The 18,456-nt window shown below is 38.1% G+C and carries 13 protein-coding genes, 1 pseudogene and 1 other annotated feature; of the genes and pseudogenes, 3 read left to right on the forward strand and 11 right to left on the reverse strand.

All coding sequences use genetic code 11. The annotated features are described in order from the left end of the window. Positions 1–64 precede the first annotated feature (64 nt). The 9 genes and pseudogenes from trpA to QUE18_RS11590 form a co-directional block, all read right to left on the reverse strand. Positions 65–853, reverse strand: coding sequence for a tryptophan synthase subunit alpha (gene trpA / locus QUE18_RS11550; RefSeq protein ID WP_009204008.1), 789 nt, complete (start codon positions 851–853; stop codon positions 65–67). Then, positions 843–2,033, reverse strand: coding sequence for a tryptophan synthase subunit beta (gene trpB, locus QUE18_RS11555; RefSeq protein ID WP_009204007.1), 1,191 nt, complete (start codon positions 2,031–2,033; stop codon positions 843–845). The genes trpA and trpB overlap by 11 nt, the downstream gene beginning before the upstream one ends. Then, positions 2,026–2,685, reverse strand: a complete 660-nt coding sequence (locus tag QUE18_RS11560; protein ID WP_009204006.1) for a phosphoribosylanthranilate isomerase — start codon at positions 2,683–2,685, stop codon at positions 2,026–2,028. The genes trpB and QUE18_RS11560 overlap by 8 nt, the downstream gene beginning before the upstream one ends. After that, a complete protein-coding gene (gene trpC / locus QUE18_RS11565) occupies positions 2,682–3,461 on the reverse strand; it encodes an indole-3-glycerol phosphate synthase TrpC (protein ID WP_040344395.1) in 780 nt (259 codons plus the stop codon). The genes QUE18_RS11560 and trpC overlap by 4 nt, the downstream gene beginning before the upstream one ends. A 12-nt stretch (positions 3,462–3,473) precedes the next feature. Beyond that, the gene (locus tag QUE18_RS11570; protein WP_009204004.1) at positions 3,474–5,117 is read right to left on the reverse strand and encodes a bifunctional anthranilate synthase component II/anthranilate phosphoribosyltransferase; all 1,644 of its coding nucleotides are present in this window, start codon (positions 5,115–5,117) and stop codon (positions 3,474–3,476) included. After that, a complete protein-coding gene (gene trpE / locus QUE18_RS11575; RefSeq protein WP_009204003.1) occupies positions 5,114–6,571 on the reverse strand; it encodes an anthranilate synthase component I in 1,458 nt (485 codons plus the stop codon). The genes QUE18_RS11570 and trpE overlap by 4 nt, the downstream gene beginning before the upstream one ends. 147 nt (positions 6,572–6,718) lie before the next feature. Next, positions 6,719–7,022, reverse strand: a binding site (T-box leader). Between the two features lie 110 nt (positions 7,023–7,132). Beyond that, positions 7,133–7,603: pseudogene (locus QUE18_RS11580) on the reverse strand (PD-(D/E)XK nuclease family transposase); the annotation flags it as partial. A 93-nt stretch (positions 7,604–7,696) separates the two neighbouring features. Beyond that, the gene (locus QUE18_RS11585; RefSeq protein WP_009204001.1) at positions 7,697–9,667 is read right to left on the reverse strand and encodes a YhgE/Pip domain-containing protein; all 1,971 of its coding nucleotides are present in this window, start codon (positions 9,665–9,667) and stop codon (positions 7,697–7,699) included. Between the two features lie 13 nt (positions 9,668–9,680). Beyond that, positions 9,681–11,750, reverse strand: a complete 2,070-nt coding sequence (locus tag QUE18_RS11590; protein WP_040344394.1) for an efflux RND transporter permease subunit — start codon at positions 11,748–11,750, stop codon at positions 9,681–9,683. A gap of 153 nt (positions 11,751–11,903) precedes the next feature. Here QUE18_RS11590 and QUE18_RS11595 point away from each other — a divergent pair, with 153 nt between their 5' ends. Continuing rightward, entirely contained in the window at positions 11,904–12,503 is a 600-nt protein-coding gene (locus tag QUE18_RS11595) for a TetR/AcrR family transcriptional regulator (RefSeq protein WP_022091242.1), read from the forward strand. Between the two features lie 180 nt (positions 12,504–12,683). On the opposite strand, the gene QUE18_RS11600 is transcribed toward QUE18_RS11595, so the two are convergent. After that, entirely contained in the window at positions 12,684–12,947 is a 264-nt protein-coding gene (locus QUE18_RS11600; protein ID WP_009203998.1) for a PD-(D/E)XK nuclease family transposase, read from the reverse strand. A 308-nt stretch (positions 12,948–13,255) separates the two neighbouring features. Continuing rightward, entirely contained in the window at positions 13,256–14,542 is a 1,287-nt protein-coding gene (locus tag QUE18_RS11605; RefSeq protein WP_009203997.1) for a homoserine dehydrogenase, read from the reverse strand. Between the two features lie 287 nt (positions 14,543–14,829). Here QUE18_RS11605 and QUE18_RS11610 point away from each other — a divergent pair, with 287 nt between their 5' ends. Both QUE18_RS11610 and QUE18_RS11615 read left to right on the forward strand, forming a co-directional pair. Further along, complete coding sequence (locus tag QUE18_RS11610; RefSeq protein ID WP_009203996.1) at positions 14,830–15,222, forward strand: ArsR/SmtB family transcription factor; 393 nt, start codon at positions 14,830–14,832, stop codon at positions 15,220–15,222. Next, complete coding sequence (locus tag QUE18_RS11615) at positions 15,206–17,818, forward strand: heavy metal translocating P-type ATPase (RefSeq protein WP_009203995.1); 2,613 nt, start codon at positions 15,206–15,208, stop codon at positions 17,816–17,818. The genes QUE18_RS11610 and QUE18_RS11615 overlap by 17 nt, the downstream gene beginning before the upstream one ends. Positions 17,819–18,456 lie beyond the last annotated feature (638 nt).

Genomic DNA, 18,456 nt, shown 5'->3' on the forward strand with positions numbered 1-18,456 from the left:
CAGAAAATTACAACAACCCTCGCTGATTGCTGTAATTTTCACGTAATATCATTTGACGATCATTTTATTCATCTAATGCATCTCTTAAGCTCTTTGTAAACTCATAAACCTTTTCAGGACTTTCTTTACCATATTGACTGATCAATTTGACGATCGCACTTCCGACAATGACACCATCACAGTATGTACTCATTTTCTTTGCCTGTTCTGGTCCTGAAATACCAAATCCCACTGCACAAGGAATTGTTGCATTCTTCTTGATCACACCGAAGAATTCATCAAAATCTGTTGTAAATTCACTTCTTGTTCCTGTAACTCCGATGGAGGATACACAGTATAAGAATCCTTCTGCTTCTTTTGCGATCATTGCGATACGATCATGAGATGTCGGTGTTACAAGACTGATATTGTCAACTCCATGAGCTGTTGCCACGCCCTGAATCTCGTCTTTTTCTTCATATGGCATATCAGGCACGATAACGCCCTGAATCCCACATTCATTACAAAGATCAAAGAATCTTTCGGTTCCAAAACGATAGATCGTATTGAGATACATCATCATGACAAATGGTGTTTCTTTGATCTCTTCTCTTAATTCTTTTACCATCTGAAAGATTCCCTTTAGTGTTGTACCACCTGCAAGTGAATGCTGGCTAGCTTCCTGAATGACAACACCCTCAGCGATCGGATCTGAGAATGGTATACCGATCTCGATCACATCTGCTCCTGCTTTTACCATAGCTCTGATATTTTCTTTTGTTGTTTCGTACCCATAATCTCCAGATACGATGTAAGTTACTAATGCTTTTTGCCCATTCTTTTTTCTATTCTCAAATGTCTCTCTAATTTTCATCTAACTGCACTCCTCTGTATCTTGCTACCTGATAAACGTCTTTGTCTCCACGGCCAGACAGACAGATAACGACTGACTGGTCTTTACTCATTGTTGGAACGATCTCCATTGCCGCTGCAACTGCATGAGATGATTCGATCGCTGGGATCACTCCTTCTGTTTTGGATAAATATTCAAAGGCTTTGACTGCCTGTTCATCTGTGATACTCACATATTCTGCTCTTCCGATTTCATGAAGATGTGCATGTTCTGGTCCGATTCCCGGATAATCAAGTCCTGCTGAAATAGAGTATACAGGATCGATCTGGCCTTCTTCGTTCTGTAAAAACAAACTCTTCATTCCATGAAAAATACCTTTACTTCCTTTTGCGATCGTTGCTGCATGATCTAACGTATCAATCCCTCTTCCAGCTGCTTCTGCCCCGATCAGTCTGACACTTTCATCTGGGATAAAGTCATAAAACATTCCCATTGCATTCGATCCGCCTCCTACACAAGCAAATACAGCATCTGGAAGTTTTCCTTCGATTTCCTTCATCTGTTCTTTTGTCTCTTCTCCGATGATCTTCTGGAAATCACGAACCATCGTTGGATATGGATGAGGTCCCATAACAGAACCGATGCAGTAAAATGTTGTCTCAATATTTGTAGCCCAGTCTCTCATTGCCTCGTTAATAGCATCTTTTAAAGTTCTTGTTCCACTCTCTACAGCATGAACTTTCGCTCCAAGAAGTTCCATACGGTATGCATTCAGACTCTGGCGTTCCACGTCTTCTGCTCCCATATATACAACACATTCCATGTCAAATAATGCTGCAACAGTCGCTGTAGCAACTCCGTGCTGTCCTGCACCTGTCTCTGCGATGATTCTTTTTTTTCCCATTCTCTTTGCAAGTAAAATCTGACCTAATACATTGTTGATCTTATGGGCACCTGTATGATTCAAATCTTCTCGTTTTAAATATACTTTTGCCCCTCCAAGATCTTTTGTCATCTTCTCTGCGTAGTATAAAAGAGATGGACGGTTTGCGTAATCTCTGTATAACTGACGTAATTGAGCTAAGAATTCTGGGTCATTTTTGTATGTTTCATAAGCCTCATTTAACTCGTTTACCGCGTTCATTACAATTTCTGGTACATACTGTCCACCGTACTCTCCAAATCTTCCTATTTTATTCATGTCTTCCTCCTGTTATCTGCATGATTTCTTTCATTTTTTTCAAATCTTTGTATCCATCCGTTTCGATTCCACTGGAAATGTCGATCCCGTATGGATGAACTTTTTTTGTGATTTCTTTTATATTTTTACTGTGAAGCCCGCCTGCAATGAAAAATGGTTTTCTGATTCCTTCTTTTGGAATCAGGTCGTAATTCATTACTTTTCCGGTACCTCCATACATATCTTTTTCTTCTGTAAATGTATCCAGTAACAGTTTATCAACTGGAAGCTGTTGGGCTTTCTTGATGTCTTTTGTATCTTTTACTCTGACCGCTTTCCAGATTTCTTTATCTGTCTGCTGTCTTAACTGTTCAATATAAATAACATCTTCATCGCCATGTAACTGGATCACGTCTAATGGAACTTCATTGGCGATTTCTGTAACTTTCTCAATTGTTTCATTGACGAATACTCCGACACTTAAGATCTTTTGATCTAAGTTTTGATCAAGTTCTCTTGCCTGCTGGCCTGTGACATAACGCTTGCTTTTTGAAAAGAAAATATATCCAATTGCATCTGGTTTTACTTCATTTGCATATGCGATATCTTCTTTTCTGCGCATGCCGCACATCTTCACTTTCAGACTTTGTTCTTTGATCTGATTTTGTATCATAGGCAGCTCCGTAACTGTTTCATTGTTTCTTTGATGTTATCGGATCTCATAAATGTTTCACCAATCAAAACTGCATCGGCTCCTTGCTCTTTGACATTTTTCATATCATTTTCATCCTTCATTCCACTTTCGGAAACTAATACTGCTTCGTATGGAATAAGTGGAGCAAGTTTACTTGTTGTATTTAGATCAACATCAAATGTTTTTAAATTCCGATTATTGATTCCGATAATATCGCATCCACATGCAACGACTTTCTTTAATTCTTTTTCGTTATGAACTTCTACCAGACAATCAATCTCTAAACTTTTTGCCAGATCATAAAATTCCTTTATCTTTTCTTCAGAAAGAATTGCTGCGATCAGAAGGATTGCATCGGCTCCTAAGACTTTTGCTTCATAAATCTGATATTCATCGAAAATAAAATCTTTTCTTAACATTGGGATATCTACCTTAGCTCTGATATCCGCAAAATATTTGCTGCCACCTTTAAAATAATGTTCTTCAGTCAAGCAGGAAATGGCTGCTGCCCCTGCATCTTCATAGGCAATGGCTGTCTCCACTGGGCGAAAATCTTCTGCGATCACACCTTTGGATGGAGACGCTTTTTTAACTTCTGAGATCACGGATAATCCAGATTTCTTTAAGGCCTCTTTAAATCCATGATTTTTATTCTTAGAATTTAATGCCATCTCTTTCATATCCTGTGGCTCGATATTGTCTTTTTCTCTTTGTAATTGTTCTTTTCTTTTTTCTACGATATCATCTAAGATCATGTTCCACCTCATTTATTTTACATTTGTGTATGCAATAAACTGTTCTAATTTCTCATTTGCCTTTCCAGAATCGATCATCTCGGCTGCCAGTTTCACTCCATCTTTGATCGTCTCTGCTTTTCTGATCGTATAAAGAGCTGCTCCTGCATTTAATAAAACGATGTCTCGTTTTGCTCCCTGTTCTTTTCCAGTTAGGATATCTTTTGTAATGATCGCATTTTCATCTGCTGTCCCACCAACAATATCTTCTTTCTTGGCAAGTGTTAATCCTAATTCTTCTGGATTGATCGTATATCCTTTGATCTCATCTCCATCGATCTCACAGACACTTGTTGTGGATGAGATTGAGATTTCATCTAATCCGTCGTCTCCATATACGATCAGGGCTCTTTTAACTCCAAGATTCTTCATAACATCTGCCATCGGACGAACCAGCTCTTTTTCATAAACACCGAGAACAATATAGTTTGTCATTGCTGGGTTTGCTAAAGGTCCTAAGATATTAAATACAGATCTTACCCCAAGCTGTGCTCTGACTGGTCCGGCATATTTCATAGATCCGTGATGTGTCTGTGCAAATAAGAAAGCTGCTCCAACTTCATCCAAACATTTTTTGCTTTCTTCTGGTGTTAATCCGATTTTTGCTCCTAATGCCTCTAAGACATCGGCTGCACCACTCTTTGAGGATACACTTCTATTTCCATGTTTCGCAACTTTTGCTCCTGCTGCTGCAATGACAAATGCAGATGTTGTAGAAATATTAAAGCTGTTTGTAAGGTCTCCTCCAGTTCCTACGATATCGATCGCTTCTGTTTCTTCTGGCACGATCGCTGCTTTTGCTCTCATCACTTTGGCAAATCCTGTGATCTCTTCTGGTGTTTCATGATTCATACGAAGACCCGTCAGGAAACTTCCCATCTGAGCATCTGTCGCATTTCCAGACATGATGCAGTCCATGGCCTTATAAGCTTCTTCTTCTGTTAAATGATTTCCTTCCACGATCTTTGTTAAAAATGGTTTTAATGTTTCCTGATTGACTGCGCTCATAGTTTCCTCCTTTTTAGAATCTCCAAGTCTGATTCCTGCGATGTTTGTTAAAAAGTTTTCTAAGATCCTCATTCCCATTTCAGTTAAGATCGATTCTGGATGGAACTGAATTCCATAGACCGGATATTCTTTATGACATACTGCCATGATCTGTCCTTTTTCATCTCTTCCGATAACTTTTAAATCTTCTGGAAATGTCTCATCGTCGATGATCAGTGAATGATATCTTGCTGCATATATTTTATCTTCTAATCCTTCAAATAAAGGATTCTTGTTATTGATTGTGATCTCACTCATTTTTCCATGCATCAATTCTTTTGCTGGAACGACTTTTCCGCCATATACTTCTCCGATCGCCTGATGTCCCAGACAGATTCCCAAGACTGGGATTTCTTTTCCGAATGTTTTAATTGCCTCTTTTGAAATCCCTGCACTGTCTGGATATCCAGGTCCTGGTGAGATAACAAGTGCTTCTAGATTTTGTAAGTTTCTGATCTCATCAATCGTTATTTCATCGTTTCTTACAACCTGAATCTGTGGATACAAAGATCCAATGTACTGATATACGTTATAGGTAAATGAATCGTAATTATCTATCATTAAAATCATAACCTTGCTGCCTCCTTCACTGCATTTACAACGGCTAATGCTTTATTCTTTGTCTCCATAAATTCTTTCTCTGGAACAGAGTCATTAACGATTCCTGCTCCTGCCTGCACATATCCTTTTCCATCTTTAAATACGACGGTCCGGATTGCAATACAGGTATCAATATTTCCATCAAATCCAAGATATCCAACGGTTCCACCGTAAACACCTCGTTTTTTATTTTCCAGCTCATCAATGATCTCCATGGCCCTTACTTTTGGTGCTCCGGATAATGTTCCTGCCGGGAGAACACTCATCAGTGCGTTGATCGGATTTTCATCATCTCTTAATTTTCCCTGTACATCACTGACTAAATGTGTAACTTTGGAATATTTTTCAACGGTCATAAAGTTTTTTACTTCTACAGTTCCAAACTTACTGACTTTTCCGACATCATTTCTTCCAAGATCAACTAACATCGTATGTTCTGCTCTTTCCTTTGGATCATTGACTAACTGTCTTACCAACATATCATCTTCTTCTTTTGTCTTTCCTCTTGGAACCGTTCCTGCGATCGGTTTGGTTGCTACAATTCCATTTAAGACACTGACTAACTTCTCTGGTGAAGCTCCAACCACCTGATAGTCAATGAAATCAAAGAAGTAAAGGTATGGAGATGGGTTTGATGTTCTTAAGCATCGATAGACATCAAATGGATCAACATCTGTCTCTACCTCAAATCTCTGGGATAAGACCACCTGGAAAATGTCACCGTTTTTGATATATTCTTTGGCTTTCTTTACGTTCGCTTCGTATTGTTCTTTTGTAAGATTCGATGTTACTTCTGCCTTCGCAGGTGTAAATCTGTCTTTGGAAAGTGATACCGGACGTTCCATCTTGTGAAGGATCAATTCTGCTTTATCTTCTAATTCTTCATATTTTTGTTTGATATTATCACCTTTGTGGATGTTCTGGATGATCACAGCTTTGTTTGCTAAATGATCGAATGCGATGATCTCATCGTACATGCATAAGTGGCATTCTGGCATCTTCAGATCATCTTCTGGTACATTTGTTAATTTTTTTTCCACCTGACGGATCATGTCATATCCAAAATATCCAATCAATCCTCCAGTTAATTTGGGACAATCTTCCATAACTGGAGATTTATATTTCTTGATCAGATTACTTAGATAGCTCATCTTGAATTCTTCTTCCTGCTTTACTCCATCGACTTCTAATTCTTTTCCTGAAATCTTGATCTCTGACTTAGGATTGATCCCGATAAAGGAATATCTTCCCCACTGATCTTTATTTTCCACACTCTCAAGCATGAAACATGGCGTTCCTTCTTTTCTCAGTGCCTGGAACATACGGATCGGTGTCATATAATCTGCCAGTACTTCGTAAAATACAGGTACCATCTGATATTCTTTTAATAGTTCTTCAACTTTGTTTAATGTCGGATATAACATATCTGCCTCCTGATCAAAATTTATCGCCGTGGTTTTGTTTTTTCATAGTTTGTATATCTGTATACTATGATTTATAGATAGGGCCGTTTTGCATAAGCAGTACATTTTCTTTTATTTATGAAATAAAAAAGGCCCATCGTTCCTACTACTAGGGACGATAGACCGTGGTGCCACCCATATTCAAGAAATATCTTCTGATCTTCTCTTCTTGTTAAAATATCTTAGAAAATATCTCTCCTCACTTAAGATACTCCGCTTTGTTCGATAATAAAAAGCTTTTATATCTCGTTCCCGTAACGTGGGATAACGGCGACAGTTACTAAGTTTCATAAACAGTTCTCTGTGCTCCTCACAAATCCATTCGCTTATCACATATCTATGACCTTCCAGCAACCGGTCACTCTCTGTAAGACTGTTTGATGAGCTACTTACTTTTGTTCATCGGATTTATCACTTTAACTTGTTAAATATTTGTTTATATTATATGAGTCGATTTTTTATTTGTCAAGAATTTTCTGATTATAATTTTTGATTTGTTGAAAATTCGCATATTTTATTTTTCTATTTTAACATTTTATAAATCTCTTCTTTATCAGCTTCTGGATGCTCTTTGATTGCTTCGTAAATTGGTTGAATTTTGATCACTTCTTCCTCTACTTCATCTGCAATCTGATGTAACTCTTTATTTTTTTGAATTTTCTTTTGTATTTGTAATATTAACTTTAATAATTCCCCTTCTCGTCTTCCACGATTCTCTGCACTTCGCAACTGGCTTTCCTTATCCCTGATTGCCATTTGTTCTCTCAGATATAAATATCTTTCACTCTCATCTCGACTCATCTTAATCATTTCATCCCTCACCTTTTCCATGTAATGATTTCCTTCAGATTCTTCTCTGACTTCTTCCCAAGTACTGGCTGAAATTAATTTTGCCCATCGATATAATTCTTGCTTCCTTGCCTTTCCTTTTGTACTTTTTAATTTACTTAATTCTATCACATGGAATTGAAATTTACTACTGTACAATTTATAATTACTTTTTTGTAGAAAATTGTAATATCAAACTAAAAAAGACAGGAGCCTAAACTCCTGTCCTAAACCACATATCATTATAACAAATAATCTTTATTTCTCAAGTTCTTCCGTCTCAATAATAAACTTCACACTACCCTTCGTTCCACTAGCCTTCTTCGTAAATGTCTGATAGTTTTCTCCTTCATCCATCACTGCATCAGCTCTGTCTAAGATTTCTTTTGCATCATCATTGATCGTATTGACAAGTTTCTCAATACCGTCTTTTCTAAAGGTTAACATTCCTTTGTTCAAGGTAACAGCTCCATTTTTCAGAGTTGCAATTCCTGTTGTCATCTGTCCCATTCCATTATCCAGTGTTTTGGCACCTTTGCTTAACTTCTTCGCTCCATTTGCTGCTGTTTTTGTTCCACTGTTTAACGTCTTGGCTCCTTCATCTAATTTCTTGATGGAAGATGCCAGTGTCTTAGATGATGTCTTTAACTGTCCGGTTCCTGCCGCGATCTGTTTTAATGCAGATTCTAACTGTGCTGTGGATGTCTTTGTCTTTGTTAGCAGATTTTGAATCTGGGTTAAGCATCCTGATACGATCTGAAGGTCTGTCTGTGTTTCTTGCAAGCTTGTTCCGATAGATCCTGCGTAGGTTCCTAAATTCTTTGCCTGACCTCCTACGGATTGTGCATAACCGCCTAAGTTTTCTGCATCTGTCTTTAAAGAACCTGCAATCGTTGTAAGCTGTGCTTTCTGCTCATCTGTAAGAGAACTATAATTATTCTTGATAAATTCTCCAATTGCTCCTGCCTGATTTCCAACATCTGCTGCTGATACTCCAATAGACTCTGCTAATGCACCTAACGTCTTCGCTGACACACCAACACTTTCTGTCTGTGTCTTAATATTCATTAATTCTTTTGTGATTCCTGTCTGTGCACTCTGTAAGTTAGACTGTAATTTTGCCTGATCACTTTCGCTTGGTGTACTATTCTGCAGTTCTTTGAGAATCTGTCTCACTCCATTATCTAACTTCTCTGTAGATGATGGTAAAACACTGGTTCCTTTCGCTAACTGACTAGTTCCATTCTTTAATGTTGTAGATCCATTGACCAGTTTGTCAAGTCCTGTTGCTAACTGTTTGGAACTGACTGCAATCTGTTTTGTTCCTGATTTTAATTTTCCAGAGGCTGTGACTAATTTTTCAATTCCCTTTACTAAATCTCCAGAACCATCACATAACTTATCTGTCGCATTTTCAAGGTCCTTTAAGGAATCTGTTAATTCACTTAAATCTCCTGCATCATCTAAACCGAACTCTGATAATGTATCGGAATTCGCAACTGTCGCTGTGACTGTCATCTGGAAGTCTTCTACATCAGCTGTGATCTCGAAATCTTCTGGAATATCGAAATTTGACCCAATACTTGTATTCTTAAGGTTTAAGCTGTCTGCTAATCCTGGCATTGCAACTCCGATAACGATATGTTTGTTACCATCGGAGATAACTTTTCCGTTTGTTGCTTTGACATTAGAGAAGTTATCTGTATTTAAGATCGCTGCTGTGATCATTGTAAATGGTGTATAGACTGTTGTCTGTTTTCCATTGATCGTTTTGGTTACGGCGGAATGATTTTCATATTCATAACGAATCTTTACTTTTCCTGATTTACCAACCAATTTCTTTGGTGAAATTTCTTTTCCATCCAGATAGTATGTGACTTTCATGGATACTGGCAGATTTTTGTCACTTGTTCCCTGATAGTAAATATCTTTTCCATTGGCATTCCATGTAATACTGTCCTTTTTGCCTCGTTTGTATGTCTCATTTCCCTTAACGTTTTCAACGTCTGTCAGGTCCGTAGCATCTTTGATCTTTGCTTCACCTGAGAAATTCTTTAACCAGTCACTGACAATAACTGTTTTCTCTTCTCCATTCGCATTCGTTTTTACGTATACGGTTTCTTCTTTATCTGCAGTGGACTCGCTGGCTGCTACCGGTACTGCTGCCGGAATTGTAAGAGCTGCAGCGAGAAACATTGCTAATGCTTTCGATAATCTTCTTTTTCTCATAACAATCGCTCTCCTATTCTAAATGACCCATCTTGAGGGTTGTTTTACAGATCAATTTATCAAATATCATAAACATTGCCGGCAGAATAAAGATTACGGCAACGGTACTGATCACAGCTCCTCGTGCAAGTAAGGTACAGATCGCACTGATCATATCAATATTTGAGTAAATCGCAATACCGATCGTTGCTGCGAAGAAACTTAATCCACTTGTAATGATAGACTGCATGGATGTTTCATGTGCAATACGGATCGCTTCCATTTTCTTCTTGCCATTTATACGCTCTTTCTGATAACGGCTTGTCATCAGGATCGCGTAGTCAACGGTTGCACCTAACTGAATCGTTCCGATAACAATACTTGCAACAAACGGCAGTGATAATCCCGTGTAATATGGAACTGCCATATTGACACAGATCGCAAATTCGATCACGGCTACCAGGATCACCGGTAAGGAAATAGATTTAAATACAATTAAAATGATCACAAAGATTGCCGCGATCGACGCGATATTTACATTTCTAAGGTCAACATTGGTTACTGTCTCCAAGTCATTCATCAATGGTGCTTCTCCAATGACCATAGAACCTGGACTGTATTTCTTCACAATGTTGTTGATCTCGTTAATCTGTTTATTTACTTTCTCGGTTGCTGATTTGTAATTTGAACAGATAAACTGCATCTCATACTCATCACTTTGCAACATTTCTTTCATGGAAGAAGGAATCATATCGGATGGAATACTAGAACCGATCACGGAGTTCATTCCGAGACACCATTCAACTCCGTCGACTTTATCGATCTCTTTCTGCATGTTGCTTAATTCCTTCTGACTCATGCCGTTCTTGATCATGACCATATGGATGTTACTCATTCCAAATTCGTCACTTAATTTCTTATTCGCCACATTACTCGGTAAGCTTTGTGGAAGTGATTTGTCAATATTATAGTAAATCTCTGTATGATTATTTCCATAAATTGCTGGGAACAGCAAAATTAAAAATACTACAATCGTTGTTTTATAATGTTTTGTGATAAAGTGTGATGCATTCGTAAGATCTGGCATCAGTGAACGATGGTGTGTCTTCTCAATTAATTTATCACAGATCAGGATCAATGATGGCAAAACTGTTACACAACAGATAACCCCGATAATAACACCTTTCGCCATAACGATACCTAAGTTAGCTCCTAATGCAAATGTCATAAAGCACAGTGCTGCGAATCCAGCGACCGTTGTAACGGAACTTCCTGTAATGGACTTAAATGTATTCGAAATCGCATGTGCCATCGCACGTTCTTTGTCACCTTCAAATCTGATCTTATTACTCTCATAACTGTGCAGAAGGAAGATCGAATAATCCATCGTAACTCCTAACTGCAAGATCGCAGTCAATGCCATTGTAAGATAGGACACATCGCTTAGGAAAATATTCGTTCCCAGGTTATAAAGAATTGCCATTCCGATACTTAACAGGAATAAAAAAGCAACTGCAAAGGATTCCATTGTGACAAATAATACGATCAGAGAAAGTACTGCTGCGATCGTTACGTAGATTGGAATCTCCTGCATAACCAGGTTCTTAATATCGGTAACTACCCCTGACATGCCACTGATAAAGCACTGTTTTCCAACAATCTTACGCATCTGTGTGACTGCTTCCATCGTGTTATCAGATGATGTTGTTTCTTTAAACATTGCGATCATCATTGTTGCGTTCTTATTAAAGAAAACTTTCCTTACTTTCTCAGGAAGCATCTCTTTGGGAACGCTTAGATCAGCGATGTCATCATACCAGATGATCTTATCAACGTGATTGACTTTCTCTAGTTTCTGTTTTAATTTCTGTACGTCATGAAGATTCATATCTTCGACAATGATCATCGAATAGGCTCCGGCTCCAAACTGATCTACCATGATATCCTGCCCCTTCACCGTCTCCAAAGAGTCTGGAAGGTAACTTAAGATGTCATAATTGATCCTTGTCTTCACGATTCCAATGGTTGATGGAATCAATAAAATGAAAGCCAGGAAGACGATGAATTTTCGATGATGTACTAATTTCTTTGCAAATTGTATCATAGCATCCTCCCATCTACATTTATGACGAATAGTCATTTTTAATCTATATAATGGTATACACCAAAAATGACCAAAAGTCAATAAACTTCTTGAAAGTTTTTGACTTTTGGTCATTTTTTCGTTATACTAAAGAAGATGAAAGGAGAAATTACTATGAAAAAGGTCGAATTAAATAAGAAAAAGAAACAAGATGCCCTTTTGAATACGGCATACCAACTGTTTACAGAAAAGGGATTCCAGAAGACCTCCATCTCCGATATCGTAAATGAAGCTGGCGTTGCTAAGGGTACTTTTTATTTGTATTTTAAAGATAAATTAGACATCCGATATAAATTGATCGCCAAAAAATCTGCAGAAGTATTTAAACACGCCTATCAGGAACTTCAAAAACAATCCATTGATCATTTTGAAGACCAACTGATCTTTATCGTTGACCAGGTCATCGGAGCATTAAATGCTAATCCGACTCTGTTAAAACTGATCTCAAAGCATCTAAGCTGGGGAATGTTTAAGAATTCCTTGGTAGAACCGATCGATGATGCCCAGAGAAATATTTATGATATCTATATGGATCTCTTGAAGAATTCTGGTCATGAATTTGATCATCCGGAAGTTATGATCTATATGATCATCGAGATGGTCGCAGGGTCTTGCTATAATGTTATTTTGACTGGGGAGCCTGTTTCAGTTGATGAATTGAAGCCTTATTTGTATCAGTCAATTCGGTTGATCATACAGAATCATATATTGTGATTTGTAGTTTGATGACGGAAATTATTGGTGGAATATTATAAAAAGAAATCATGTGTCCGTACGGTTGCCAACACATGATTTCTTTTTATAATATTCAAATAATTTATGTTATTCAAACCACTACACTGTGTGTATATTTAACGGTATTGGCTAATCATTTTTGTATTCGCTAACAGAAGATTATCTTTCACTTTCATCCCTGCTCATCTTAATCATCTCGTCCCTCGCCTTTTCCATGTAATGATTTCCTTTTGTTGTTTCTATTTTACTTAATTCTATCACATGGAATTGAAATTTACTACTATAGGATTGTCCTGTTTTTAATCCTTCTGTAAACATCCGACAATTGTAAAACAAACTTCGTTCCGCCCAGTCCTCTTGATATGTATTTTGCATTTCAATATTAATCTTCTTGCCACCATTCTGCCCTACATACACACCCACTTGAATTTTTCAATCTTAAATTGTCCACACTCTAGACATCTGGTATATGATAAAAAATAAATAAACGATTGGAAGAACAGCATTAGAATTTTGCCACGTTTTTTACAGATTCGCAGCCGGCTTGGGTGCGTTGTTTGAGCCCCAAAGAGTCCTGTTTTCAATACCCTTGAAGGCGAGTTACGCAAGGAAAGCCGGCGAATCAGCGATTTGTAAAAAACGTGAGGAAAATTCTCTAGCTGCTCTTCCGATCGTTTATTTATTTTTTATCATATACTCAAAATCTACAGTTGGCCAACTACAATTAAAATTTAATACACTCTGATTACTGTAGAAATCTCACGAGTATGTTCCATTCCCTTAATCTCAACCAAAGCATCTGCAAAGTTCTGCTCCAATACAAGATCCGTGATAACAACTAATTCTGCCATATCATTAACCTTGTTCTTCTGAATCACCTGTGCGATACTTACTTGATTCTTTCCTAATGTATCTGCGATTCGAGCAAGAACTCCTGGTTTGTCATCAACTAACAATCTCATGAAATATTTGCTTTCAATCTCTGTGATCTTCTTGATTGGAAGGTCTTTGTAGCATGTACAATGGATTCTTCCTGTGCAATAGAACTGAATATTACGTGCGACATCAATGATATCTCCCATAACTGCACTTGCTGTTGGGAATTCTCCTGCTCCTCTTCCATAGAACATTGCATCATCAACTGCATCTCCATGTACAAAAACTGCGTTAAATGAATCATTGACAGTTGCTAATGGATGATCACTTGGAATCAGCATTGGATGAACACGTACTTCAATTCCAGATTCTGTGTTCTTTGCTACCCCTAACAATTTGATCGTACATCCCATTGCTTCTGCATATTTGATATCTTTTGCTGTGATATTTGTGATTCCTTCTGTGTATACATCATCAAATGTGACTCTAGAGTTAAACGCAATGGATGCCATGATCGCCATCTTACGTCCTGCATCATATCCTTCGATATCAGCTGTTGGATCTGCTTCTGCATATCCTAATTCTGTTGCGAGTGCCAAAGCTTCATCAAATTCCATTCCTTCGTGTGTCATCTTTGTCAGAATGAAGTTTGTTGTTCCATTGACAATACCCATTGCTTCTGAAATATAGTTTCCTGCCAGACACTGTTTTAATGGACGGATAATTGGAATTCCACCTGCAACAGATGCTTCAAATAATAAGTCACATCCATTATGGGAAGCGATATCTAATAATTCACCACCATGCACTGCCATTAAGTCTTTGTTCGCTGTGACAACATTCTTACCTGCCTGAAGAGCTTCTGTAATATAAGTACGGGCGGGTTCAATTCCACCCATAACTTCCACTACGATCTGAATCTCATCATCTGTGATAATATCTTCCCACTGGTCAGTTAATACAGAAGGGTCAATTCCTTCTCTCTTCTTGTTCTTATCTCTAACTAGAACTTTGCTGACAGTCAGACCTGCACCAACTTTGTGAGGTAATTCTTCTCTCTGGCGTTCGATCAGTTTGTATACTCCTGTTCCGACAGTTCCAGAACCAAGGAGGGCTACTTTGATGTTCTTTAACTCTTCCATGATACACTTCCTTTTCTGTTTTTGTTTATCTTTGCTTTTATCGAAATGTGATCTTTTAATCTGATAAATTCGTATAAGTAGTTTTTAGTATATCATATTTTTTTTGATTATCCTATATTTTTTTAATTTCTAGTTAGGAAAAACTATTATGTATAGTTCCAATATTACACCAAACAATACTTCTATTAACTATTTTTCTCATTTCTGTTGACATCAATATTTAAAAGTATTATATTTAAAACATAAACAATTAAGCAATCATTTAATCTTACAAAAAGGAGATTTCTATGGATAAAACGGAGAAATATAACATTGCTTCCATGGATATTCATGGTCATGGATGTGATGTTACAGAATTAAAACATGTTCTTCCACCAGAAGAATTTGCCATTGAAACTGCCAGTTTATTTGGTCTGTTAAGTGACAGTACCAGACTTCGTATTTTGTATCTTTTATACCACCGTGAAGTCTGTGTTAGAAATATCGCAGAAGCGATTGAGATGAGCCCACCAGCAGTGTCTCATCATCTTCGCTCTCTGAAGCAATTAGGTGTGATCACAAGCAGACGAATTGGGAAAGAAGTTCATTATACGATCGCAGACACTGCTGACGGAGAGCTTGTATCTGATCTGTTAAAGACTGTATTTGAAAGGAGGGGTATTTATGAAGAAGACTTATGAGTTTGAGAATCTTGGCTGTGCTCATTGTGCAGGTAAAATGGAAGAAAAAATCGGGAAACTTCCTGATGTTGAAAGTGTAAATCTTTCATTTCCTATGAAAAAAATGTATGTTGAAACTTCTCGTGAAGATCTGCTTCCTGAGATTCAAAAGATTTGTACGGATATTGAACCGGATGTTATTGTGACGGAAGTTACGAAAAAATCATCTAAACGGAAAAAACATGTGGAAGAAGATTCTCATGAAAGTCATGAACATCATCACCATCACGATGAACACTGTGACTGTGGATATGATCACAACCATAATGAACATGAGCACCTCGAACATCATCACCATCATGATGAACACTGCGACTGCGGGTGTGAACACGATCACGAAGAACATGAACACCACAAACATCATCACCATCATGATGAACACTGCGATTGTGGCTGCTGTGATGATGACGATGACGATGATGAATCAATTGCAGCTGCTGCAAATCGTGAAGGAAATGGTCAGGCAACCGTATTTATTGTCGAGAAATTAGGCTGTGCTCATTGTGCAGGTAAAATGGAAGAACAGATTTCTCATCTTCCCGGTGTTGAAGCCGTCAATCTGACATTTGCAACAAAGCAGTTACGTGTATGGTCTGATAATGCCAAAACATTATTGCCTCAGATTCAAGATATTTGTACTTCCATCGAACCAGATGTCAAAGTCGTTGTCCGTGAAAATACTGTCCGTGCACAAAAAGAAGCGAAAAAAGCCAAAGAGAATTCTGAAGATAACAGAGAATTCTGGGAACTTGGTGCTGGTATCGTTTTATTTATTGCCGGAAAAGCATTGGAATCTTCCAAGCCTGTATACAGTATGGTATGTTTTATCCTTGCATATTTAATCTTAGGAATTAAGATCGTATGGACCGCTCTTAAAAATATCTCTAAAGGTCAGGTTTTTGATGAAAACTTCTTAATGAGTATCGCAACGATCGGTGCTTTCGGCGTCGGAGAATTTGCGGAAGCGGTCGGTGTTATGATGTTTTATCGTATTGGTGAATTATTTGAAGAAAAAGCTGTGGAACGAAGCCGTTCCCAGATCATGGATGTCATTGATATGCGACCTGAAGTTGTCAACCTTGTTGATGATCATGGAGATGTCACTGTAATTGATGCCGAAGAAGCTGAAATCGGAGATATCTTATTAGTACGTCCTGGTGACCGTATTCCATTAGATGGTATCATCACAGATGGGGAAACGATGATCGATACTTCTCCTGTTACCGGAGAACCCATTCCTGTTTCTGCCTCTGTCGGAACAGATGTAACTTCTGGATGTTTAAATACTTCTGGTGTTATCAAGATCAAGGTAGAAAAAGTACTGGAAGAATCTATGGTCACAAGAATCATGGATTCCGTAGAAAATGCAGCCGCAAGCAAACCAAAGATGGATCGTTTTATCACACGTTTTTCTCGTGTATATACTCCATTTGTCGTACTTCTTGCCCTTGCAACTGCGATCATTCCTTCTTTAGTGACAGGAAACTGGACACACTGGATATACACAGCTTTAACTTTCCTTGTAATCAGCTGTCCTTGTGCCCTTGTATTAAGTGTACCTCTTGCATTCTTCTCTGGAATCGGGGCTGGATCTAAGATCGGTATCTTATTTAAAGGCGGAGCTGCACTTGAAACATTAAAAGATATTACTTCTGTTGTCATGGATAAGACTGGAACGATCACAAAAGGAAACTTCAAAGTTCAGGATGTGATCCCTCTCGGAAATGCAACCAGACATGAAATATTATCACTTGCTGCTTCCTGCGAAGAATCTTCTACTCATCCAATCGGAAAGAGTATCATGGAAGCTGCCAAAGATGAAAATGTAACTTATAAAACACCTGAAAACGCAAAAGAAATCGCTGGACATGGTTCTGTTATCACAATTGATAACTCAGAAATCTTAGCTGGCAATAAAAAATTGATGGCTCAGTATCATGTAACTGGAGACTATCCAAACACAACTTCTTATGGAACTGAAGTTTTTCTTGCAAAAGATGGTGTGTTAATTGGTGCAATCGTTATTGCAGATACATTAAAAGACGATGCGAAATCCGCCATTGCTTCCTTAAAAGCACAGAATCTTCACACGGTTATGTTAACTGGAGATTCCGAAACAACTGCAAATGCGATTGCAAAAGAAACTGGAATTAACGAAGTTTACTCAAGACTTCTTCCTGATGAAAAACTTGCCAAACTTCAGGAACAGAGAAGCAAACATGGAGCTGTTATGTTTGTTGGTGACGGTATCAACGATGCCCCTGTATTAGCTGGTGCTGATTGCGGTGCTGCCATGGGAAGCGGTGCTGATGCTGCAATCGAAGCAGCAGATGTTGTATTCATGACCTCAAACGTTGAAGCAATTCCACAGGCAATCTCTATCGGCAAAAAAGCTTGTAAGATCGCTTGGCAGAATGTTGTATTTGCATTGGCGATCAAGGCATTAGTAATGATCCTTGGACTGCTTGGATTCGCAAATATGTGGATGGCTGTGTTCGCAGATAGCGGAGTCGCAATGCTATGCGTAATAAACTCTATACGTGCAATGAAATTGTGATTTGTCGTTTGAAGACGGAAATTATTGGTGGAATATTATAAAAAGAGATCATGTGTCTGCAACCCACTCGCGTTCGGACTCCCACGTAGCTGTACTAAGCTCCTGAATGGTCTAACGACCATCCACTCGCTAAGTGCAGACGTGTCCGTACGGTTGCTGACACATGATCTCTTTTTATAATATTCAAATAATTTACGTGATTCAAACCACTATACAGTGTGTATGTTATATGGTATTGGTTAATGATTTTTGTGTTTATTAACAGAAGGTAAAAGGGCTTCTACAGCACCGATTTGACGAGATGTTTTAGAATATAATAAACATCTGTCTACCACTACAAAAATTGAAAACCAATAACGTTTAACATACACACCCACTTAAATTTTTCAATCTTGTAATTGTCCACACTTTAGACTTCTGGTATATGATAAAAAATAAATAAACGATCGGAAGAGCAGCATTAGAATTTTGCCACGTTTTTTACGGATTCGCAGCCGGCTTGGTGCGTTGTCTGAGCCTCAAAGAGTTTCTGTCTTGAATACCCTTGAAGGCGAGTTCGCAAGGAAAGCCGGCGGATCAGCGATCTGTAAAAAACGTGAGTAAAATTCTCTAGCTGCTCTTCCGATCGTTTATTTATT

This window comes from Anaerostipes hadrus ATCC 29173 = JCM 17467 (genome assembly GCF_030296915.1).
GTDB lineage: Bacteria > Bacillota > Clostridia > Lachnospirales > Lachnospiraceae > Anaerostipes > Anaerostipes hadrus.

Excerpts from the sequence above, each read along its gene's own strand:
- QUE18_RS11605 (WP_009203997.1), bottom strand. The coding sequence starts at position 14,542 with ATGGAAGAGTTAAAGAACATCAAAGTAGCCCTCCTTGGTTCTGGAACT.
- trpC (WP_040344395.1), bottom strand. The coding sequence starts at position 3,461 with ATGATCTTAGATGATATCGTAGAAAAAAGAAAAGAACAATTACAAAGA.
- QUE18_RS11560 (WP_009204006.1), bottom strand. The coding sequence starts at position 2,685 with ATGATACAAAATCAGATCAAAGAACAAAGTCTGAAAGTGAAGATGTGC.
- QUE18_RS11610 (WP_009203996.1), top strand. The coding sequence starts at position 14,830 with ATGGATAAAACGGAGAAATATAACATTGCTTCCATGGATATTCATGGT.
- QUE18_RS11570 (WP_009204004.1), bottom strand. The coding sequence starts at position 5,117 with ATGATTTTAATGATAGATAATTACGATTCATTTACCTATAACGTATAT.
- QUE18_RS11615 (WP_009203995.1), top strand. The coding sequence starts at position 15,206 with ATGAAGAAGACTTATGAGTTTGAGAATCTTGGCTGTGCTCATTGTGCA.
- trpA (WP_009204008.1), bottom strand. The coding sequence starts at position 853 with ATGAAAATTAGAGAGACATTTGAGAATAGAAAAAAGAATGGGCAAAAA.
- trpB (WP_009204007.1), bottom strand. The coding sequence starts at position 2,033 with ATGAATAAAATAGGAAGATTTGGAGAGTACGGTGGACAGTATGTACCA.
- QUE18_RS11595 (WP_022091242.1), top strand. The coding sequence starts at position 11,904 with ATGAAAAAGGTCGAATTAAATAAGAAAAAGAAACAAGATGCCCTTTTG.
- QUE18_RS11590 (WP_040344394.1), bottom strand. The coding sequence starts at position 11,750 with ATGATACAATTTGCAAAGAAATTAGTACATCATCGAAAATTCATCGTC.
- QUE18_RS11585 (WP_009204001.1), bottom strand. The coding sequence starts at position 9,667 with ATGAGAAAAAGAAGATTATCGAAAGCATTAGCAATGTTTCTCGCTGCA.
- trpE (WP_009204003.1), bottom strand. The coding sequence starts at position 6,571 with ATGTTATATCCGACATTAAACAAAGTTGAAGAACTATTAAAAGAATAT.